Source organism: Nocardia neocaledoniensis, assembly GCF_003182135.1.
GTDB classification, from domain to species: Bacteria; Actinomycetota; Actinomycetes; order Mycobacteriales; family Mycobacteriaceae; genus Nocardia; species Nocardia neocaledoniensis.
Genome location: NZ_QGTL01000005.1, coordinates 251,002 through 271,048, shown reverse-complemented (window position 1 = coordinate 271,048; position 20,047 = coordinate 251,002). Strand labels below are relative to the sequence as shown.

22 protein-coding genes are annotated in these 20,047 nt (G+C 70.9%); 11 read left to right on the top strand and 11 right to left on the bottom strand.

Annotated features, from left to right (window positions below):
* Window positions 1-5 precede the first annotated feature (5 nt).
* Entirely contained in the window at window positions 6-1,298 is a 1,293-nt protein-coding gene (locus DFR69_RS16765) for an aryl-sulfate sulfotransferase (RefSeq protein ID WP_110038495.1), read from the bottom strand.
* Window positions 1,299-1,456: 158 nt separating this feature from the next.
* Between DFR69_RS16765 and DFR69_RS16760 the strand changes: the two genes are divergently transcribed.
* Both DFR69_RS16760 and DFR69_RS16755 read left to right on the top strand, forming a co-directional pair.
* Window positions 1,457-2,494, top strand: coding sequence for a LacI family DNA-binding transcriptional regulator (locus DFR69_RS16760; protein WP_244198302.1), 1,038 nt, complete (start codon window positions 1,457-1,459; stop codon window positions 2,492-2,494).
* A 374-nt stretch (window positions 2,495-2,868) separates the two neighbouring features.
* The gene (locus tag DFR69_RS16755; RefSeq protein WP_146229304.1) at window positions 2,869-3,438 is read left to right on the top strand and encodes a hypothetical protein; all 570 of its coding nucleotides are present in this window, start codon (window positions 2,869-2,871) and stop codon (window positions 3,436-3,438) included.
* Window positions 3,439-3,445: 7 nt separating this feature from the next.
* Here DFR69_RS16755 and DFR69_RS16750 read toward each other — a convergent pair whose 3' ends face one another.
* A complete protein-coding gene (locus tag DFR69_RS16750; protein ID WP_110038492.1) occupies window positions 3,446-3,646 on the bottom strand; it encodes a hypothetical protein in 201 nt (66 codons plus the stop codon).
* 170 nt (window positions 3,647-3,816) lie between these two features.
* Between DFR69_RS16750 and DFR69_RS16745 the strand changes: the two genes are divergently transcribed.
* Window positions 3,817-4,176 (top strand): YciI family protein, encoded by a 360-nt coding sequence (locus DFR69_RS16745; protein WP_110038649.1) that lies wholly within the window; start codon window positions 3,817-3,819, stop codon window positions 4,174-4,176.
* Here the strand turns inward: DFR69_RS16745 and DFR69_RS16740 are convergent.
* Entirely contained in the window at window positions 4,173-5,384 is a 1,212-nt protein-coding gene (locus tag DFR69_RS16740) for an RNA polymerase sigma factor (protein ID WP_110038491.1), read from the bottom strand. The genes DFR69_RS16745 and DFR69_RS16740 overlap by 4 nt on opposite strands.
* Before the next feature lie 24 nt (window positions 5,385-5,408).
* The gene (locus DFR69_RS16735) at window positions 5,409-5,984 is read right to left on the bottom strand and encodes a helix-turn-helix domain-containing protein (RefSeq protein WP_110038490.1); all 576 of its coding nucleotides are present in this window, start codon (window positions 5,982-5,984) and stop codon (window positions 5,409-5,411) included.
* Between the two features lie 108 nt (window positions 5,985-6,092).
* Here DFR69_RS16735 and DFR69_RS16730 point away from each other — a divergent pair, with 108 nt between their 5' ends.
* Window positions 6,093-7,505, top strand: coding sequence for an MFS transporter (locus DFR69_RS16730; protein ID WP_244198301.1), 1,413 nt, complete (start codon window positions 6,093-6,095; stop codon window positions 7,503-7,505).
* Between the two features lie 64 nt (window positions 7,506-7,569).
* On the opposite strand, the gene DFR69_RS16725 is transcribed toward DFR69_RS16730, so the two are convergent.
* The 3 genes from DFR69_RS16725 to DFR69_RS16715 form a co-directional block, all read right to left on the bottom strand.
* The gene (locus DFR69_RS16725; protein ID WP_110038648.1) at window positions 7,570-8,367 is read right to left on the bottom strand and encodes an SAM-dependent methyltransferase; all 798 of its coding nucleotides are present in this window, start codon (window positions 8,365-8,367) and stop codon (window positions 7,570-7,572) included.
* Between the two features lie 138 nt (window positions 8,368-8,505).
* On the bottom strand, window positions 8,506-9,825 hold the full coding sequence (locus tag DFR69_RS16720) for a DoxX family protein (RefSeq protein ID WP_308633270.1): 1,320 nt from the start codon (window positions 9,823-9,825) through the stop codon (window positions 8,506-8,508).
* Window positions 9,825-10,421 carry a M15 family metallopeptidase gene (locus DFR69_RS16715; protein WP_110038647.1) on the bottom strand — a complete coding sequence of 199 codons (597 nt, stop codon included), beginning with the start codon at window positions 10,419-10,421 and terminating at the stop codon, window positions 9,825-9,827. The genes DFR69_RS16720 and DFR69_RS16715 overlap by 1 nt, the downstream gene beginning before the upstream one ends.
* An 89-nt stretch (window positions 10,422-10,510) precedes the next feature.
* Between DFR69_RS16715 and DFR69_RS16710 the strand changes: the two genes are divergently transcribed.
* From DFR69_RS16710 to DFR69_RS16695, 4 genes are all read left to right on the top strand, one after another.
* Window positions 10,511-11,188, top strand: coding sequence for a response regulator transcription factor (locus DFR69_RS16710; RefSeq protein WP_110038487.1), 678 nt, complete (start codon window positions 10,511-10,513; stop codon window positions 11,186-11,188).
* Complete coding sequence (locus DFR69_RS16705) at window positions 11,181-12,269, top strand: sensor histidine kinase (protein WP_110038486.1); 1,089 nt, start codon at window positions 11,181-11,183, stop codon at window positions 12,267-12,269. Before DFR69_RS16710 ends, DFR69_RS16705 begins: the two co-directional genes overlap by 8 nt.
* Window positions 12,270-12,312: 43 nt before the next feature.
* Window positions 12,313-12,681 (top strand): VOC family protein, encoded by a 369-nt coding sequence (locus tag DFR69_RS16700; protein ID WP_110038485.1) that lies wholly within the window; start codon window positions 12,313-12,315, stop codon window positions 12,679-12,681.
* Window positions 12,682-12,907: 226 nt separating this feature from the next.
* The gene (locus tag DFR69_RS16695; protein ID WP_110038646.1) at window positions 12,908-13,087 is read left to right on the top strand and encodes a hypothetical protein; all 180 of its coding nucleotides are present in this window, start codon (window positions 12,908-12,910) and stop codon (window positions 13,085-13,087) included.
* A 9-nt stretch (window positions 13,088-13,096) separates the two neighbouring features.
* On the opposite strand, the gene DFR69_RS16690 is transcribed toward DFR69_RS16695, so the two are convergent.
* Window positions 13,097-13,933 (bottom strand): LLM class F420-dependent oxidoreductase, encoded by an 837-nt coding sequence (locus tag DFR69_RS16690; RefSeq protein WP_110038484.1) that lies wholly within the window; start codon window positions 13,931-13,933, stop codon window positions 13,097-13,099.
* A 110-nt stretch (window positions 13,934-14,043) separates the two neighbouring features.
* Here DFR69_RS16690 and DFR69_RS16685 point away from each other — a divergent pair, with 110 nt between their 5' ends.
* On the top strand, window positions 14,044-14,655 hold the full coding sequence (locus DFR69_RS16685) for a TetR/AcrR family transcriptional regulator (RefSeq protein WP_110038483.1): 612 nt from the start codon (window positions 14,044-14,046) through the stop codon (window positions 14,653-14,655).
* A gap of 7 nt (window positions 14,656-14,662) precedes the next feature.
* Here DFR69_RS16685 and DFR69_RS16680 read toward each other — a convergent pair whose 3' ends face one another.
* The 3 genes from DFR69_RS16680 to DFR69_RS16670 form a co-directional block, all read right to left on the bottom strand.
* Window positions 14,663-15,718: a lipocalin-like domain-containing protein gene (locus tag DFR69_RS16680; protein ID WP_186817485.1), complete on the bottom strand. Its 1,056-nt coding sequence runs from the start codon at window positions 15,716-15,718 to the stop codon at window positions 14,663-14,665.
* Window positions 15,719-15,735: 17 nt separating this feature from the next.
* Entirely contained in the window at window positions 15,736-16,974 is a 1,239-nt protein-coding gene (locus tag DFR69_RS16675; RefSeq protein WP_110038481.1) for an oxygenase MpaB family protein, read from the bottom strand.
* Window positions 16,975-17,104: 130 nt separating this feature from the next.
* Window positions 17,105-17,998 carry a helix-turn-helix domain-containing protein gene (locus DFR69_RS16670; protein WP_110038480.1) on the bottom strand — a complete coding sequence of 298 codons (894 nt, stop codon included), beginning with the start codon at window positions 17,996-17,998 and terminating at the stop codon, window positions 17,105-17,107.
* A 91-nt stretch (window positions 17,999-18,089) separates the two neighbouring features.
* On the opposite strand from DFR69_RS16670, the gene DFR69_RS16665 reads away from it, so the two are divergent.
* Both DFR69_RS16665 and DFR69_RS16660 read left to right on the top strand, forming a co-directional pair.
* Window positions 18,090-18,881 (top strand): SDR family oxidoreductase, encoded by a 792-nt coding sequence (locus DFR69_RS16665; protein WP_110038479.1) that lies wholly within the window; start codon window positions 18,090-18,092, stop codon window positions 18,879-18,881.
* Between the two features lie 8 nt (window positions 18,882-18,889).
* Entirely contained in the window at window positions 18,890-19,999 is a 1,110-nt protein-coding gene (locus DFR69_RS16660; protein WP_110038478.1) for an NAD(P)H-dependent amine dehydrogenase family protein, read from the top strand.
* The last annotated feature ends 48 nt before the right edge of the window (window positions 20,000-20,047 follow it).

Sequence of the window (20,047 nt, the reverse complement as noted above, 5' to 3'; positions counted from 1 at the left end):
CCCGATCACTCGACGGCCGTGACACGGTCGGGGACCCAGTCGAAGGGCACCGCCTGGGCGCGATAGACCAGGGGCGTCAGGGTGAGCCGGTCGACACCGGGCACCCGTGGCTCGCGCACCTCCGGCTCGCCCGCGACGCCGTAGCCCTCGTAGGGGCTGTGGTACTCCCAGACCACCTCGCCCTGCGGCGTGACCTGGAAGAGCCTGCCCCGCATGCCCTCGGTGATCAGGGTGTTGCCGTTGGGCAGCCGCTGGGCGTTGCTCACGAAGGAGCTGAAGAACGTCCACGACGGCCTGCCGGAGTCCTCCGCGGTGTACTGCCAGACGATCTGGCGGGTCGTCGGGTCGATCTCGAGCACCCGCGAGCCCGCGTAGATACCCAGCGGCGCGGGCGGATAGCCCGCCCCACCCTGGTTGTCGAAGACCAGGAGGTTGCCCGCGCCGGGCAGTCCGGCCGGGATCAGGTGCGGATTGTGCTGTCCGGAGATCTGGTCCACCGGGCGGGGCACCTTGTGCGCGTTGACGCGCTGGTGCTGAGCCCCCGGCTCCTCGTCGAAGTAGGGCCCCAGTCGCCACGCGACGGCGCCGGAACGCTTGTCGATCAGCGCGATCACGTTCGCCTTGCGGAAGCTGACCAGGATGTTGTCAGGGTGGAACACGCCGTCGGGATCCGCGTCGTGCCAGCGGTTGGGGCCCAGCGGCGTCGCGCTGTTCATCTCCAGATAGCCCCAGGGGTCCTCGGGGTCGCGCGCGGCGGTGGCGCGCAACGCCGCCCACCCCGCGTCGGAGAAGCCGAACTCGTCGAGGTGGTCACCGGCCAGCCACTGCCAGACGATCGCGCCGTCCGGGTCCACCTCGTAGAGGCCTTGATCGCCGACCGCCGCGGTGATGCCGAGTGAGGCCACCACCCGTGGCACGGTGACCAGCAGCAGCCGATTGCCGTTGGGCAGCAGCTGCCAGTCGTGGTTCTGGCGGGCCGCGCCACCGGGCGCCTGGCGGCCCCACTCCCACACCACCTCACCCGACCAATCCAGCTGTCCGACAGTGCCGTTGGCGTAGATGCCACCCCGGCCGTCGCCGCTCTCGCCGAGCTGCACGCCGACGTCACCGCGCCTGCCGCCGGTGAGCGCCGGATCGAGGAGACGCGGCGGCACCCCCGCGTGCGGCCACTCGCGGACCACGGTCCCGTCGAGCGCGATGAGGCGGGTGATCGAGTCGGCTCCGGTGAACAGCACGAGGCTGTCGTGGGCGTTCTCGGGGGCGTGGTGGGTGACTCCCGTGAGTCGTGCGTAAGCCATGACGTCTACTTCACCTGTCGGTTGTTGCGAGTGTGGGTCGCGAGAGTTAAAGATCTAATCGATTAGCGTAGAGATCTTCACGGCACCGGACAGGGTAGGAATCACGATGAACGTAAGCCTTCGGCGCAGACCGACGGCCCAGCAGACTGGACCCGATTGTGACCGCTAAACGCCCCACCCTCGCCGACGTCGCCGGTCGCGCGGGTGTCTCCACCGCCGTGGTCAGCTATGTGCTCAACGACGGCCCGCGACCTGTGTCGGACGCGCTGCGCGCCAAGGTGCTCGCCGCCGCCGACGAGTTGAACTACCGCCCGGATCGCCTGGCCCGCGCGCTGCGGCGGCCGCGGCGCTGGCGGCAGATCGGGCTGCTCGTCCCCGATCTGACGATGCCGCTGTACGCGGCGCTGGTGGGGCGCACCGAGATCGAAGCGCGGGCGCGCGACCACCTCACCATGATCGGCAACAGTGGCTACGACCCCGAGCGCGAACGCGAATTCGCCACCGCCTTCACCGATGTCGGCATCGACGGGCTGATCGTGGTCGGCGCCGTCGATCCCGTCGAGACGGGCGCGGTGTGCGCGCGGGCACGGATGCCGGTGGTGTGGGTGCACAACACCAGGACTCCCGTGGATTCCCCGATCGTCGGAGCCGATCATGTCGGCGCGGGCGCGCTCGCCGCACGCCATCTGCGCGAGACGCACGGATGCCGCGACATCGTGTTCGTCGGTGGCTTCACCGCCGAAGACGTTCGCTACGGCGACCGGGAGACCGTCGAGCAGCGCCACCGCGGGTTCGCCGCCGTCGCCGGTGCCGACGCCGTGGTCATCCACACCGATCTGTCCGCCGAGGGCGCCTACCGCGCCGTGCGCGAGCACCTGCGGAGCCGCGCCGAGCCGCCCCACGGCATGGTCGTCGGCACCAATGCCCAAGCCGCGGCCACCGTCCGGGCCATCACCGACGCCGGCCTCGACATCCCGCACCGGATCCGGGTCGTCGGCTTCGACACCGGTCCCGCCCAGTTGTTCGCGCAGATCACCCTGACCTCGATCCAGCAGCCGATCGACACGATCACCCGACTCGCCCTCGACCGCCTGCTGACCACGGCTCCCGAGCCCACCGCCGCCGCGCCGCTGCCCGTCACCCTCCACCCTGGCGAATCCTGCGGATGCGCTCCGCGGACCATCGACCTCCCCTGATTCCTCAGCGGTGACCGGCCGCGATCGTCCCGCCCGGAGCGCGGGACGCTAGGGCGCTGCCACGATCCGGGCGCAAGATTCGCGGTGGAACGGTAGGCCGGCGCGCTGGAACACCAAGGAACAGCTGCCGTTTCGCGGGTTCCACAGGCGCGGGTTGGCGACCGCGGCGGCAAGGATGTCGCGTTGTGCTCGGGAGAGACCTCGACGGTCGTCGTAGGGTGGGTCGAACGCCGCCAGGAGCAATGGGCCCCACGTGCTCGCGAAGCCGGTCCAGTCCGCGTCGCGGATGATCGCCCTGGCCGGAGCGGCGAGACGCTGGCGTCGTCGAGATCGCTGAGACGCCGCACCCACCAGGCGCGTTCGGCCGTATCGGCTTGCGCCCGGACATGCAGGCGGGCGGCGAGGACGGCCCGCTGTTCGCTCAGTGCCGGCGTCCTGACCTGCGACACCGCCGTGTGGACGGCGTGCTCGCGCACGGACTTTTCGGCGTGGTCGAGGAAGCCGACCACCACCGGGTAGGACGCCACGACGGCCCGCTGGAGCGCTCCGAGCAGATCGTCGCCGTGCGGTTCCCGCGCGGCGATCGTGGTCGCGTGGGCGACCCACCCGAGAAATTCGATGAGCGCGACCCGGACATCCGGGGCGAGCTCGTCACGTGTGAGCAGTCGCGCGATGACATGCGCCGCCGGCGCGGTGGCCGACGACGGGAATCCCTGGTGCAGCACGGCGCCGTCGAGATGGTCGAGCGCGGCCTGCCGTGCCGCCGGGTCCACCGAGGTGAGGGCAGCCAGGTGCGCCGGGGTGTCGGCCGCCGGGCCGTAGGCGTGGCAGAGCGAACTCCAGTCGATCTCGTCGAGCATGCGCCCATGGTTCCATCGCGTGCGGCAGCGGCCGAACCGCCGTGGCTCGGCCGCGGGATCTGCCGAGCGTGGCGGCGAATGTGATTGGACGCTAGGCGAACTCGTCGTGTCCCGGATGCGCCGTCGGCGCCAGGAACGTCGGTAGCGCTGTGGCGGTGCCGGATTCGGCGAAGGGCGGCGCGGTCTCGCCGGGACGGTCGGCGCTGAACACCGGGGTGGGGACGGCGGGGGACTCGCCGCGCCGGAAGGCCGGCTCCGGCTGATCGGCGGAGTGCGGGTGTGGAGCGGTCACGGCGGGTTCCCCCTGAGCATAGGTCGCGCGGGCCGCGCGTTTGCGTCGAGCCTAGCCGTGTCCACCGACAGCGCCGGTCCGGGTCGGCGAGGATGGCGGGAGCTGTCGAGAAAAGATCCCGCCCGTTCGTCACGTGTAGGACAGAACCCTTCCCCTTTCGAGGAGTGATCATGAAGTACGCGATGTTGATCTGTGGCGACGACCGCGAGTGGGCCGCGTTGTCCCCGGCCGCCGAGGAGGCCGTGATGACCGAGGTCTACGGCTGGTTCGAGCGCTGGCAGCCGACCGGCAAGGTGACCGAGGGCGGCATCGAGCTGCAGCCGAGGGAAACCGCGAAAACGGTGCGTGCCGGGGCGAACGGCGAGCCGGTGGTCACCGACGGACCGTACCTGGAGGTCAAGGAGGTGATCGGGTCGGTCATCGTGCTCGACTGCGACGACCTGGACGAGGCGGTGCGGATCGCGTCGACCTGGCCGCTCGCGCCGGGGGTGAGCGCGGTCGAGGTGCGTCCGCTGGTGACGCGAGTCTAGGCGCCGGGGCGCCGCAACTCCCCCACCCGGCGCGACATCAGTTCGCGTTCGGCGGGATTCGTGGCGAGGTCGAGGGCGCGCTCGGCCGCCGCCACCGCCTCGGGCCGGCGGTCGAGAGCGGCGAGCAGGTCGGCGCGGGTGGCGTGCCAGAGGTGGTAGTCGCCCAGCCGGTCGCCGAGGCTCTCGACCTCGTCCAGCGCCGGGGCCGGGCCGAGGACGAAACGGGTGGCGACCGCCCGGTTCAGCAGCACCACCGGCGACGGATCCAGGACGGACAGCCGGTCGTAGAGCGCGCGGACCTCGGCCCAGGGGGTCTGCGAGTAGCTGGGGGCCAGCGCGTGGAGGGCGGCGATCCCCGCCTGCGTCTGGTACGGCCCCGGCCGTCCCTGCCGCACGGCCGCGCGCAGCCGCAGCACCGCGCGCTCGATCGCCGCGGTGTTCCACTGTCGGCGGTCCTGCCCCTCGAGCAGCACGATGCGGCCGAGGGAATCGAAGCGCGTCGCGACACGGGCATGGTGCAGCTCCAGCAACGCGGCGAGGCCGGCGACCTCCGGTTCGGCGGGCAGCAAGGCGGCGAGTTGCCGCGCCAGTTCGACACCCTCGCCCGCCAGCTCCCGGCGCTGCGCCGACCGCCCGCTCGACAGATAGCCCTCGTTGAACACCAGGTAGATCACCGCCAGCACGGCGGGCAGCCGCTCGGCGTACTCGTCCGGAGGCGGCGGCTCGAATCCGATGTCACGCTCGCGCCAGTGCCGCTTGGCTCTGGTCAGCCGCTGCGCCATGGTCGGCAGCGGAACCAGGAAGGCGGCGGCGATCTCGGCGGTGGTGAGCCCGGCGGCGGCGTACAGCGTGAGCGCGACCCTGGACTGCTGGGGCAGGTCCGGGTGGCAGCACGCGAAGATCATGGCCAGCCGGTCGTCCGCGCCGGGTTCCGGCTCCGGTTCCGCGGCGAGCCTGGCCAGCTTCGCCCGGCCGACCGCCGCGCGCCGCTCCCGGTCCAGGGCCTTGCGCCACCCGGTGGTGACCAGCCAGCCCGCGGGACTGTCCGGCACGCCGTCGACGGGCCAGCGCTCGAGCGCTACGGCCAGCGCGTCGGACAGGGCCTCCTCGGCGAGATCGAAGTCGCCGAGCCGCCTGCTGAGCGCGCCGAGCATGCCGATCGCGTCGGTGCGCCAGATCCGGTCGAGGAGTGCGGCCACGTGGTCCACCGGTCCATGGTGCACCACCGTGCGTCAGACTCCCGGTGGTGTCACGCGCGGAACGGCTTTGTCGCCGTGTGGCCCGAACAGGTGCAGGATCTCCACGGGGGTGTCCTCGACCGGGCCGAACCAGTGCGGCACGGTGGCGTCGAACTCCGCGGTCTCGCCGGGCGCGAGCAGATGCTCGTCGTCGCCGAGCAGCAGTCGCAGGGTGCCGGCGAGGACGTAGAGCCAGGCGTGTCCACTGTGCGAGACCAGCCGGGGTTCGCGCGGTCCGAGCACGTGTTTGAACACCTGGACGCGGCCCGGATAGCCGGTCAGCGGCACGACGACGCCACCGTTGGCGCGTCGATGCGGTTGCAGGTGCATGCGCGGGTCACCGGTGGCCGGCGCCTCGACCAGCCGGTCCAGCGACACCTTGTAGACGCGGGCCAGCGGGATGAGCAGATCGAGCGTGGGTTGGCGGTGCCCGGTCTCCACCCGCGACAGCGTGCTCACCGACAGGCCCGCGCTCCCGGCGACCACGGTCAGCGAGAGCCCGCGCTCCCGGCGCAACGCGCGCAGCCGGGGGCCGATCGCCGCCAGGATCTCCGCCGTCTCGATGTCCATCGGTCCATGTTTGCAGATTCCGCAAAACCGCTGGGGTCGCGTGGCGGTCGCCGAGCACCATCGACCGCATCCGGCGCACGGCCGGTGGAATCGAAAGGCTGGTGTGGTGTGACCGAGACGATCACCTCCGAGACGCCCGCGCTGTCCGCGCGCCGGCGATGGGCGGTGCTGGCGATCTGCGCCTCGGCGCTGTTCCTGGTGGGTTTGGACACGACGATCGTGACGGTCGGCCTCGCCGAGATCGGCCGCGGCCTCGGCACCAGCGCGGACCGCCTGGCCTGGGTGATCGACGCGTACACGGTGACCTTCGCCGGACTGCTGATCACCGCGGGCGCGGTGGCCGACCGGTTCGGCAGGCGGCGGGTGTTCCGCACGGGCCTGGCGGTTTTCGCGATCGCGTCGCTGGCCTGCGCCGTGGCCCCGAACCTGGCGTTCCTGGTCGCCGCGCGGATCGGGCAGGGAGTCGGCGCGTCCATGATGACGCCCGTCGCGCTGGCCATCGTGGTCAGCGCGATGCCGGACCCGAGGGAGCGCGCCCAGGCGATCGGCGTCTGGGGCGCGATGTTCGGGCTGAGCATGGCCGCGGGACCGGTGACCGGCGGCGCGCTGATCGCCCTGTTCGACTGGCGCGCGGTGTTCTGGATCAATGTGCCGCTGGTCCTCGTCGCGTTCCTGCTCGTGCGCGCTGTCGTTCCCGAATCGCGGGCCGCGCGGGCCCGCAGGCTCGACGTGCCGGGCCAGCTGCTGCTGGTCGCGCTGCTGTGGCTGGCGGTCACGGTACTGATCGAGGGGCCCCGGATCGGCTGGACCGCGCCCGCCACGGTGTTCGGTTCCCTCGCGGTGGCCGGGCTGACGGCGGTCCTCGTCCGGGTGGAGACCCGGCGCGCGGAGCCGCTCATCGATCCTCGGTTGTTCCTGGTCCCCCGTTTCGCCGGGGCCGTGCTGGGCGCGGTCGCCGTCTTCGTCGCCTTCAGCATGACGTTGCTGATGACCACGCTGCTGCTGCAACGGGTCACCGGCTGGTCCGCCGTCGCGGCGGGGGCGGCGACCCTGCCGATGGCCGTGGGCGCCACCGTCTGCGCGCCCGTCTCCGGTCATCTCGTCGGCAGGGTCGGCCCGCGCGTCCCGTTGCTGCTGGCGGGCGGGTGTGTGACGCTCGGCGGCGCGCTGCTCACCGGTCTCACCGCGGGCATGAACCTGCCCCTGTTGCTGACCGCCTTCTCGCTCGTCGGCATCGGGGTGGGTTTCGCCAACGCGCCGATCACCGACACGGCGGTGAGCGGACTGCCGCCGGAGCGCGCCGGGGTCGCCGCCGGAACCGCGTCCACGGCACGGCAACTCGGTACGGCGCTCGGTGTCGCGCTGGCCGCTGGTCTCGTCGCCGACGTCACCGCCGACGGTTTCGCGAGCGCCGCGCTACCCGGCTGGCTGGTCGTGGCCGGATGCGGCGCGGCGCTGCTGCTGGTCGCGGCCGTCAGTCCCGGCACCGGCGCGGCGCCGCCGAAGCCGGTCTCACGATGACATCGAGGCGATGTCACCGAACGTCGAACACCCGTGCGGTGACACGCCTTTCGGCCCCCTGCGATCAGGGCTTGCGGCCGACGGCCCCGTAGGCCGAGATCGGCTGCACCGAACCGACTTCGGTCGCCTCCGCGCGCCACTGGGTGATCGAGGTGAAGCCGGGCTCCACCAGTTCCAGCCCATCGAAGACCGCGCGGATCTGGGCCTGCGGCCGCGGGATGTACGGGGTGCCGCCGGTGCCGGTGTAGTTCTCGCACAGCGTGACATAGGCCTGGCTGTCGTCGGTGCCGTCCCACATGATCAGGTAGCTGCCCGAGGGCACGGCGCCGACCACGGTGCGGACGATGCGCAGCAGATCGTCGTAGGTGCGGGCGTGGCCGAGGACGCCCATGAACATGACGGCGATCGGCTCGTTGAAGTTCAGCACGTTGCGGGCGTCGGCCACGATCTGTTCGGGATCGTGGAAATCGGCGTCGATGTAGGTGGTGACGCCCTCGGGAGTGGTGCTGGTGAGCAGGGCGCGGGCGTGGGTGAGGACCAGCGGATCGTTGTCCACGTACACCACGCGCGCGTCGGCGTTGATGCTCTGCGCGACTTCGTGGGTGTTCTGCATGGTGGGCAGGCCGGTGCCGATGTCGAGGAACTGGCGGATGCCGTGTTCGCGCGACAGGTGGCCCACCGCGCGGATGAGGAACTGCCGCGACTGCACGGCCATGGTGGAGATCTCGGGATCGACGGCCAGGCCCGCGTCGCCGGCGACCTTGTCGATCTCGTAGTGGTCCTTCCCGCCCATCCAGTAGTTCCAGATCCGCGCCGAGTGCGGGATGTCGGTGCGGATGACCGGTGTTTGGACGTCTGCCATGGTGCTCACTCCTTCACAGGTGGGGACAGCATCACCGCCCCGGAACAGCATCCACCAGCAGCGGCTCATCTGATCGGTTGTGACAGTACAAGATTCGCCCCGGTACCGCCGGGGATCCCGGCGGTGAACCTCCGCCGCTCAGCGGAAGTACGGATAGTCCTGTACCCAGTGGAATCCCCGGTTGCGCAGGGTGAAGCTGTCGGGATCCCGGCGCTGCAGGGTGATCACCACCTCGTGGCCGTCCAGTGTTCCACGCAGCAGGAGCCGGTCCGCATCGGGCTGCTCGGGAGACAGGACCGCGAACGGCCGCGCGTCGGCGGTCGAGAGTTCGAGTTGCCGGGACGGCCCGAATTCGGCGCCCACCGGGACCAGCTCTCCGTTCATCCGCTGATAGGTCGCGGTGCCGGGGCGATCGAACACCACGCGCTGCCAGCGGCTCTCGTCGGTGGTCAGCGGCGGGCGCGGCTGTCCGTCGCTGGTGAACTCCACGACGTCCCAGATTCCGTACAGCTCGGATTTCGGGCTGTGCGCGCTGTACTGCTCCTGCCACACCACCGCGCGGTCGTACCCGCAGCCGAGCGCGACCCACAGCCCGAGGGCGAGCTGCAGCCATGCCGCGATCCGGTTGTTCCGTTCGGCGGTGAACAGCGCGGGCGTGCTGAGCGGCGCGCACGCGCGCTCGAGCACGAACACCCCGACCAGCCGCCGCAGATACGGGGCGAGCAGGACCAGACTGAACACCAGCAGGTGCCCGGCCAGCAGCTTCTCCGGGATGTCGAAGGTCATGTTCAGCAGCAGGACCTGGGCCATGCTCGCGCCGGTCAGCACCGCGCCGAGCACCGCGGTCCGCGGCACGAACAGCAGCAGTCCCGCCACGACTTCCACCGCGCCCAGCGCCATTTCGTACACGGGCGAGCTGCCGACCTGCAACCACAGCACCGAGGCCGGGCTCAGATCCCCGTAGGGCTGCAGCAACTGGGCCAGGCTCGGCAACGGCATCTGGGTGGGGAACAGCTTGGCGAAACCGAAGCTCAGCATCATCGCGCCCAGGCACAGCCGCAGCATCAGCGTGAACCAGGCCCACAGCCGGGGATACTCGGCACGGCGGTCCAGCGCCGTCCAGACGAGGGCGGCCACACCGGCGACCACGAGCAGGCAGAACGACAGCACCCACATGGCGCGCTGGTCGCCTGCGCCGGAATCGGTGCGCAGCACCGCGTCGACCCCGAAGACGGTGCGGCCCACCCATCCGGTGACGGGGTCGGTGAACGGGGTGTTCCACGGCCCCGGATACTCGCGGATCCAGCGCCCGAGCAGTCCGAGCAGGGGGAACCAGAGGTAGGTGACGAGCAGGCAGTGGAGGGTGCAATAGACGACGCAGAACCGGAAGGCGAGGCGGGTGAGCGGCGACCAACCGGGTGCCGCGGTCACCGGAGCCGGAGCCTGGACCGTGCCGATCACTGCTGCATCCTCGGGTCCTGCGTGGGGTCTGCGTAGAGTGCCGGGCACCCCTGCTCGGCGGCGTCGGGGCGCAGTTCGAAGTGCCAGGGTTCGTTGGCGTAGATCTGGCACAGGCCGTACGCGGCGCCGTAGGCCGACAGCCACTGCGCGGCCTGCGCCGGCCCGATGTCGACCGCCTCGCCGGACACGTGCGCCGAGGTCGTCGGCGTGGCCACCCAGCGGGCGGCTTCGGCGTACGAGCCGTACTGCTCGACCGCCTCGCGCAGCAGCCGTTCCTGATGACTCGCCGACCGCCAGCCGCTGTTGACGACGAACTCCACGCCGTCCGACGCGGCGTCGCCCGCCGCGCGGCGCAGCGCCGCGCGCAGGTCGGGATCGAGATTGCTGACGGCGGGCACGTCGTCGAAGACCGTGATGCCGGGCGGCGTGCGGTCGACGAGCTCGCCGAGCGAGCGGGCGGTCGAGAAGGACAGCGACGCCTGCGACTGGAGGACGAGGACGCCGGCGGCCGCCGCGCTCACGAGCACGGCGGCGGTCAGACTGGCGGATCGGCGACGAGAACGCACGGTTCGTGCTGGTCGGCTGGTATTCATGCATTCAGTCAAGGCACAGTGGCGTTGCCGGGGCGTATGCGGTTTTCGATACGCCGGCGATATGCCCGGACGGGAAGAATCGAGCTGCTATGCGCGTACTGATCGTCGAGGACGAACCCCTGATGGCCGAGGCCATCCGTGATGGCCTGCGCCTGGAGGCGATCGCCGCCGACATCGCCGGCGACGGTGACACGGCGCTGGAACTGCTGAGCGTCAACAGCTACGACATCGCGGTGCTCGACCGCGACATCCCCGGCCCGTCCGGGGACGAGGTCGCCGAACGCATCGTCGCCGCGGGCGCGGGCACGGCGATCCTGATGCTCACCGCCGCCGCGCGGCTCGACGACAAGGAGTCCGGCTTCGCGCTCGGCGCCGACGACTATCTCACCAAGCCCTTCGACCTGCGCGAGCTCGTCCTGCGGCTGCGTGCCCTGGACCGGCGGCGCGGCCACCATCGACCGCCGGTGCGCGAGATCGCGGGCCTGCGCGTCGACGCGTTCCGTCGCGAGGTGTACCGCGACGGCCGCTACATCGCGCTGACGCGCAAACAGTTCGCGGTACTCGAGGTGCTCGTGGCCGCCGAAGGAGGTGTGGTCAGCGCCGAGGAGCTGCTGGAGCGGGCCTGGGACGAGAACGCCGACCCGTTCACCAACGCGGTCCGCATCACCGTCTCCGCGCTGCGCAAGCGACTCGGGCAGCCCTGGATCATCGCGACGGTCCCCGGTGTCGGCTATCGCATCAGCGCGACGGACGGTGCACATGAGTAGAGAGCCGGGGCTGAGCGTCCGGCTCAAGCTCGCGCTCAGCTATGCCGCCGTGATCGTGGTCGTCGGCGCCATGATGATCGCGGCCGTCTTCGCCTTCTATGTCGTGCTGCTGCCCCGCATCGATGTCATCCACACCACCGGCTCGCTCGACATCGACCGCACCCGCCTGATCCGCGCCTTCGTCCCGTTCGTGGCGGCCGTGCTCGCCGGGCTGCTCGTGGTCGGGCTGGTCGGCGGCTGGTTCCTCGCGGGCTGGATGCTGCGGCCGCTGGCCCAGATCACCGCAGCGACCCGGCTGGCCGCGACCGGGTCGCTCACGCACCGGATCGCGCTGCCCGGCCGCAGCGACGAATTCCGTGAACTCGCCGACGCTTTCGACGACATGCTGGCCCGGCTGCACGCGCACGTCGCCGAGGAACAGCGCTTCGCCGCCAACGCCTCGCACGAACTGCGCACCCCGCTGGCGATCACCCGCACCCTGCTCGACGTGGCCCGCGGCGATCCCGATCGCGACATCACCCAGCTGCTGGACCGCCTCGCCGCCGTCAACACCCGCGCGATCGACCTGACCGAGGCCCTGCTCGTCCTGAGTCGCGCCGATCAGCGATCCTTCGCCCGTGAACCCGTCGACCTGTCGCTGCTGGCCGAGGAAGCCACCGAAACCCTTCTCCCCCTGGCGGAACGCCACGGCATCACCGTCGAGATCGCCGGTCCGCAGGCGCGGGCGCTCGGCTCGCAGGCACTGCTGCTGCAGATGACCACGAACCTGCTGCACAACGCGATCGTGCACAATCTGCCGGGCGGCAGCGTGTGGATCACGACCCGCGTCGACGCGGCCACCGCGGAACTCGTCGTCGAGAACACCGGCGACATCCTGCCCGCCCCGATGGTGTCCACCCTGATCGAACCGTTCCAGCGCGGCGCCGCCCGCGTCCGCACCCACGACGCCGGCGTCGGCCTCGGCCTGGCGATCGTCGACAGCATCGTCCGCGCCCACGCCGGCACCCTCACCCTCACTCCCCGCCCCGAAGGCGGCCTCCGCGCCACGGTGACCCTGAGCCCGGCCCACGCGCCGAGATGACGGGAAAGCCGCTGCGCCGCCCGCTGTGGGCTAACGTCGCGGGATGGGCGACGGCATCGTTTTCGCAGGGGTGACGATCGACAGCAATGATCCTGCCGAGCTGGCCGGGTTCTGGCGGGCGGCGCTCGGGTACGTGACGCTCGCCGACACCGGGGACTACGTGATGATCGCGCCGCCGGGGGTGGGGATCGGGGACGGGCGTTATGTCGCTTTTCAGCGGGTGCCCGAGTTCAAGGTGGCGAAGAATCGGGTACACATCGACTTCCAGACCTCGACGCGGGCCGCGGAGGTGGCCCGGTTGACGGGACTCGGCGCCGAGGTGGTGGGCGAGCACGCGCTGCCCGGTTTCACCTGGACCGTGCTGCGGGATCCGCACGGCAACGAGTTCTGTGTGGTCTCGGCGGAGAGCTGAGGCGAGTTGACGGCGTGCGCGCGGGGCCGCACAGTGGATGGACAGGCCGCGCACGGTCAGAGGTATCCACGAAGTCGGCGTAGTTCACCCAGGTATGAGCGTGATGATCGCACACGGGAAGGATGCGATGACAATGCGCGACCGACGGAGACGTTCTCGTGAGATCCGCGAAGTAGTTCACGCTCAGCCCCCACATCAAGCCACCAAACGGGTGCTCTCGCTGCTCATGCTGGTCTGGCTGGGTGCCGGATTGCTCGCGGCACACCAGCGAGACCACTTCACGACCCCTCCGGTCGAATGCGGGGCCTGGGGCACGATCGCGCTGACCGTCGTGGCGGGACCGCTCAACTATCTGGGCGTCAACCCGAAGGTGTCGGACTGCCAGCTGCCCGAACCGAGTCAGTGACCCCGCACGTCACCGCGTGAACGGCAGCTCCGGCGCCAGCGCGCGCAGGGCGGCGAGGTAGTCCTGGTCCAGTGCCTGGATCGCGACGTGATCGGCGCCCGCGTCCAGGTGTGCCACCAGTCCGGCGGCGATCTCGGCGGGCGTGCCGTGCAGCGCGAGGATGTCGATCAGCCGGTCGCTGCCCGGCGTGGTGAGGTCGTCCTCGGAGAAGCCGAGCCGGCGCAGATTGCTGACGTAGTTCACCAGGCCCAGATACATCGGCACCATGCGCCGGGCGATCTCGCGGGCCCGCTCCGGGTCCTCGTCCACGACGACCTTCTGTTCGGCGACCAGCAGCGCGTCCGCGCCCAGGGTCGTGCGGGCGATCCCGGTGTGCTCCGGCGGGGCGAGGTAGGGCAGCGCGCCCGCGGTGCGGTCACGGGCGAGTTCGAGGACGCGCGGGCCGAGGGCCGCGAGCGCCCTGCCCTGCTTCGGCACACCCGCCGCGTCGAGTTCGTCGAGATAGGCCACCAGCGCGTCGTACGGTTTGACCGCGCCCGGCCCGTTGGCCTCGCGGTGCCCCACACCGATACCGAGCAGGAAACGGCCGGGGAAGCGCTGGTCGATCCGGTGGAACGACTCGGCGACCTCGGCGGCGGAGGCGGTCCAGATGTTCACGATGCTCGTGCCGATGGTCAGCGACTCGGTCGCCGCCACCAGCGATTCGGCCACGCCGAGGTCCGCGGGCGGCGACCCGCCGAGCCACAGCGCGCTGTATCCGAGCTCTTCGAGCTCCCGAGCCGCCTCGGGCGTGAACCCCTGGAAATGGCGCCACACACCGAATGTTCCGAGATCATCTCTGGTCATGCCGAAGGCAACTCGGGCCGCCGCGCGACTTATTCCGTGACACGCCCATACCCTTTGGTAGGTTCGACTGTACGTCCGAGTACGGTCGGCGCGGCGGGAGGAAGGTGGGCATGACCGAGAATTCACGGCCTCCGGCGCCGGTGTCCAAGCGCAAAGCGGCCTCGGCGCGCGGGGCGGCACGCAGGCTCGGTGTCGAGGACTGGACCGCGGCGGCCTTGAGCATACTGCTGCGCGAGGGCGTCGCCGCGATCACCATCGCCAAGGTGTGCGAGGAGCTCGGCGTCACCAAAGGCAGCTTCTACTGGCATTTCGACGGTATCGACCAGCTGCTCGAGACCACCGCGCAGTTCTGGTGCGCGGACCACAACGACGCGGCCCGCGGCTTCCAGGATCTCGACGAACTGCCCCCGCGGGAGCGGCTGACCAGGATGGGCGAGTTGCTCACCGGGGAACGGGTGTGGCAGGTCGAGCTGGCGGTGCGCGACTGGGCGCGCACCAACGCCAAGGTGGCCGAGGCGGTGAAGGCACTGGACCAGCGCATCTTCCACACCCTCGCCGGCACGCTCGTCGAGATGGGATTCTCCGCGGCACAGGCGGAGCTGCGCGCCGGCGTGATGTGTTTCGCCGGAATCGGTTTCGTGCACGGCAATCAGAACCTGCCGGTGCCGACCGAGGAGCAGCGCCGCGAGTTCTTCCGGTTCATCACCAGCGGCGAGGGATGAACCGCCCTCAGGTCAGCGCGACGAGTTCGTGCAGGGTCGTGCCCGAGCGCGTCTCGGTGCCGGTGCCGGTACGCACGGTCAACGTGAAGGCGGATTCGAAGCGGAAGTAGCCGGGATGCCCGACCAGCCGGCGCACCAGCGGTTTGATCAGCCGGGACCGCACCACGGGCAGGTCGTCGAGCAGATCGTGGGCGTGGATGACCCGCGAAACCTCCAGTCGCAGTTCCAGTTCACCGGGGACGCGCAGCTCGATCCACTCGGGGTGGGCGCGGCCCGCGGTCTCGTCGAACCGCGCGGGTCCCTCGATGAGTTCGGTCTCGCCGGTGGACAGCACGATGTCGCCCTCGTGGGCGAGCATGAGCGGGCTGATCTCGTGGCCACCCGCGCGCGCCTGGGTGAGTACCGAGGCGTAGAGCAGGGAGTAGTCCGCGACGTACAGCCTGCCCCAGTGCCAACGCTCGATGATCTTCTTCATGTCGCCGACGCCCCAGTTGTGGTCGTGATACCCACGCCCGGTGACCTCGTGCCACACCCCGTCGAGCTCGATCGACCCGCGCACCTCGGCACGCGGCGCACCGACCATCCACCCGAAGGAATCCCTTGCGCCGAAACGGGTCTCGCCCTTTCCGGGCATCCAGCTGGGCACCTCGTTGTGGAAGCGCAGGTCGAAGGCGATGCCGTCCTCGCGCATGCGCAGATGGTGGATCGGCAGGCCGCCGGCGTGCTCGGTGCGCGCGGTGTTCGCGCCGATGCGCACGTCGCAGGCGTCGGGCGAGAACGCGGTGGCCGCGTGCGGGTAGCGGCGCGAGACCTGCCGCCGGGTGCCGTCGGGGGCGTAGACGATCATCTCCACCCAGGGCCGCGACCACGGCGGATCCTCCGGCCTGCGCCGGATCAGGAAGCCGATCACCACGTGGCCGGTGTCGAGGTGGGCGTCGAAATACCAGTGTTCGAAGGCGAGTCGGCTCGCGGCGGGATGGAATCCGTTGTGGTGGGGGCGGACCTCGGTGAGGACCGCGTCGCGGCGGCCCGGTCCGTTCCACACTTCGACGATGTCTGTCATGGCTGCTTTCGGTGGGTTCATCGGCGCAACGCGCCGCTGGCGTCGAAGGCCGCTTCGCGACCGCGCATCTGGGCGCGATACCAGTTCTCGCGGTGGGTGAGCATGAGTTTCTCGTGGGCCCGCGCGAACGGCGGACAGACCCGGCGGACGATCTCCACCATCGTGATCAGCGGAAAGCGCAGGATCGGGACGAGAATCCACGGGAAGGCGGGCGGCATGGCGTACCGGCGGCGGGTGCCCGGCGCCATGTACATCGCCGAGTACACGGAATTGATGCGGTAGTTGTACATTTCGCGCCACCGGGTCAGGCCGCGGTGGCCGTCACGGGGCGCGAAGGCCGCGGGGTAGGACTCGATCAGTTCGCGGCCGTGCTCCCCGGAGTCGTAGGAGCGCGAGACGATCGTCATCGCCAGGACCCGCAGCCCGTCACCGACCGTCTCCGGGTACCAGCGCAGCCGCACCCCGAGCAGGTGGCCCATGTACTTCTGGAAGTGCAGCAGCGCACGGATTTCCGACGGCGTCGTCTGGTAACCCAGCGCCCACAGGCCGAGGCCGGGCGTCACGCTCCCGGCGAGCAGGGTGAGCATCTGATAGGTCTGGCTGATCGGCAGACCCCATCGCTCCATGTCCCATTCGGGGTGCTCGGCGACCTTGGCCCGCACGAAGACGTGCATGACCCGCACCTTGAGCGCGGTCGCCCGGCCCGCCGAGCCGGGGGTGAGCAGCGCGCCCTCGGCCGAGACGTCCATCCAGAAGCGGGCGGTCTCGAGGAACCGGCGCAGCGCGCTGTCGCCCGCGTAACCGCCCGCCAGCGACAGCGGCGTCGCGACCGCGGCCTCGGTGTACATCTCGAGCGTCTCGGCGCCGGCGAAGCTGAACAGCATGGTGCCCCAGCGTCGCCAGATCGCCGCGCCCTGTTCCACCAGCGCGGGCACCACCCAGTCGGGCACGGTCTCGAACTCGGCGAACAGGGCGCGCATCGATTCCGGCGCGTCGGGGACCGCGTCGACGCCCTCGGCCAGCGCGGTCTCCAGCATCCGGCGTCCCGCCTTCGGGCCGATCTCGCCGTGCATCACCTCGGCGACGAAGCGTTCGGCCACCGGGTCACCGGTGAACAGGTCGGCACACAGGGCGGCGGCCTGCTCGTCGGTGGGAAAAAGCCGCTGCCCGGTCACCCGGGTGAAGAGCCGTTCGATCCGGCGCACGGCCGGTGTACTGCGCGCTTCCCAGTAGCGAAAGGCGGTGGGGCTCTTCACCGATGACCTCCTGACGGTCGCTGCGTGTCAGGTCGACCATACTGTGTCGAATAGTGATCCGTACCTGAAAGTACGGAATTGCGTCAGGGCACGATCCGGCACTTCGGCATCGAGTACCTGAATCCGTCTTTCAAGGAGGTCCCGTACCGCGCCCCGCCCCAGCCAGCGCCGCCGACAGCGCCTCGGCGCCCGCGCGGATCGTGGTGACATAGTCCGCCCGCTCCGCCCTGCCGACCGCGGCACGCAGGGGGCCGATCTGCACCTCGTACGGCGCTTCGGCGTTGCCGAACACCGGCGCGGACAGGTAGCTGACAGGCAGCGACTCGGCGCTGTCGAGGTCGGCGTCACGATAGGGGCGCGCGGTGAGCCGGGACAGCTGACGCAGGACACGCGTGCGCAGTTCCGGCTGCACCACCTCGGCGCCGACCGCCCCGAGCAACTCCGCGAGCACGTCGACCAGCCCGGCGTCGTCGGAGTCGGGACGAAACATCGCGCACCCGTGGGTGGTGACGAACCGCAGCAGCGCCGGCGCGCCCCGCCGCGCCGGGCCGGTCGCGCTCGCGAGCCAGGCGCGCCGTTCGGCCTCGGCCCGCCACGGCATCACGGCGGCGCCGGCCGGATAGCCCAGCGGAATCGATTGCCCCACAGCGAGTCCGGGCAGGATCCGCGCGCCGGCCGCGTACTCCTTGGCCACCACGGTGAGCCTGCCGTCGGCGATCCGGCTCAGCGTCACCCCGCAGCGCGCGGCGGCCGCCAGGGCCTTCAGCTCGGCACCGACCGCGTCCGGCACCTCGAGCGCGACCGGACGCAGCGCGGCCAGCCCTGGGCCGGGCGCAAAGCGACGGTGCCGGTCGCGGCGCACCCAGCCCGCCTCGACCAGTTCGGTCAGTACCGCGATGACGGTGGCGCGGGCGTGCCCGAGCGCCGCGGCGACCTCGGACGCGGTCAGCGCGCGCTCGGTGCGCGTCAGCAACTCCATCACCTCGATGACCCGGCGGGTCGGCGGTGACGCGGATTCCGGCATGACAACCCCTTGTTCCCCGGCCGTGCCCGCCCTACACTGCCTCGACTATTCGCCACAGATTAGTCGAATATTCGACATACAAGGTGGGATCATGATTCTCGACCACTTCCGACTGGACGACCGGGTCGCGGTCGTCACCGGCGCGGGCCGCGGGCTCGGCGCCGCCGTCGCCCTCGGTTTCGCGCAGGCGGGCGCCGACGTGGTGATCGCCGCGCGCACCGAATCCGACCTCCGCGAGATCGCGGGCCAGGTCGAGGCAGCGGGCCGCACCGCGCACGTCGTGGTCGCCGACCTGGCCGATCACGACGCCGTCGCCGGGTTGGCCGGGGCCGCGGTGCAGCGGTTCGGCCGCTTGGACATCGTCGTCAACAATGTGGGCGGCGCGCTGCCGCGGCCGTTGCTGGACACGGCGCCCGACGATCTCGCCGAAGCGTTCGCCTTCAATGTCGGGACCGCGCACGCCCTGGTGCGGGCCGCGGTGCCGAAGATGCTCGACACCGCCGACGGTGGCTCGATCATCAACATCACCTCGACCATGGGCAGGCTGCCCGGCCGCGCGTTCGCCGCGTACGCGACCGCCAAGGCCGCGCTCGCGCACTACACCCGTTCGGCCGCCATGGATCTGAGCCCGCGCGTGCGGGTCAACGCCATCGCGCCGGGCTCGATCCTGACCTCGGCGCTGGCGGTCGTGGCGGGCAACGACGAGATGCGCGGGCAGATGGAACAGGCCACTCCCCTGCGCCGTCTCGGCAGGCCCGAGGACATCGCCGCGGCCGCCCTGTTCCTCGCCTCGCCCGCGGGCTCGTTCCTCACCGGGAAGGTCCTCGAGGTCGACGGCGGGCTCATCGCCCCCAATCTCACCATCCCCCTTCCCGATCTGTGAGGACGACCATGACGCATCGTGTAGTGCATTGGGGCACCGGCAATGTCGGGCGGCACGCGCTGGCGGGCGTGCTGGCCGATCCCCGGCTCGACCTGGTCGGCGTGCACGTCTCCGGGCCGGAGAAGGCGGGGCGCGACGCCGCCGAGCTCGCCGGAATCCCCACCGCCTCCGGCATTCTCGCCACCACCGACACCGCGCGGGTCCTGGCGGCGCGCCCCGACTGCGTGGTGTACACGGCCATGACCGACAACCGGCTGATGGACGCGCTGGCGGACCTGCGCATGCTGCTCGCGGCCGGGATCAATGTGGTGGCCAGCGCGCCGGTGTTCCTCCAGTACCCGTGGGACGTGCTGCCCGCCGACCTGCTCGAACCCGTGGAACAGGCTGCCGCGCAGGGTGGTTCGTCGCTGTTCGTCAACGGCATCGATCCCGGCTTCGCCAACGACCTGTTGCCGCTCGCCCTGCTCGGCACCTGTCGCGCGGTCGAGCAGGTCCGCTGCCTCGAGATCGTCGACTATTCGACCTACGACAACGCCGCGGTCATGTTCGACATCATGGGCTTCGGCCGTCCGATGACCGAGACGCCGCTGCTGTTGCAGCCGGGGGTGCTGTCGCTGGCCTGGGGCAGTGTCGTGCGCCAGCTCGCGGCGGGGCTCGGTGTCGAACTCGATGCCGTCACCCAGGATTTCGAGCGGCTGCCCGCGCCGGAGACCTTCGACATCGACTCGGGCACCATCGCCGAGGGCACCGCGGCCGCCCTGCGCTTCGAGGTCCGCGGCATGGTGGGCGACCGGGCGGTGACCGTACTCGAGCACGTCACCCGGCTGCGCGCCGACCTCGCGCCCGACTGGCCACAGCCCGCCCGCGCCGGCGGGTCCTATCGGGTCGAGGTCACCGGCGAGCCGCACTACACCCTCGACCTGGCCATGTTCAGCGATCACGGCGACCACAACCACGCCAGCCTCGTCGGCACCGCCATGCGCCTGGTCAACGCCATCCCCGCCGTCGTGGCCGCGGCGCCGGGCATCCGCACCACCCTCGACCTGCCCCTCGTCACCGGCACGGGCCTCGCGGACCCGGCCGCCTGCCCCGAACCTCATCCTGAACGGGTGAGGTGACCTCGCCGCCCCGCGACCTAAGGTCGGCCAGATCGGTCACCACTGCCG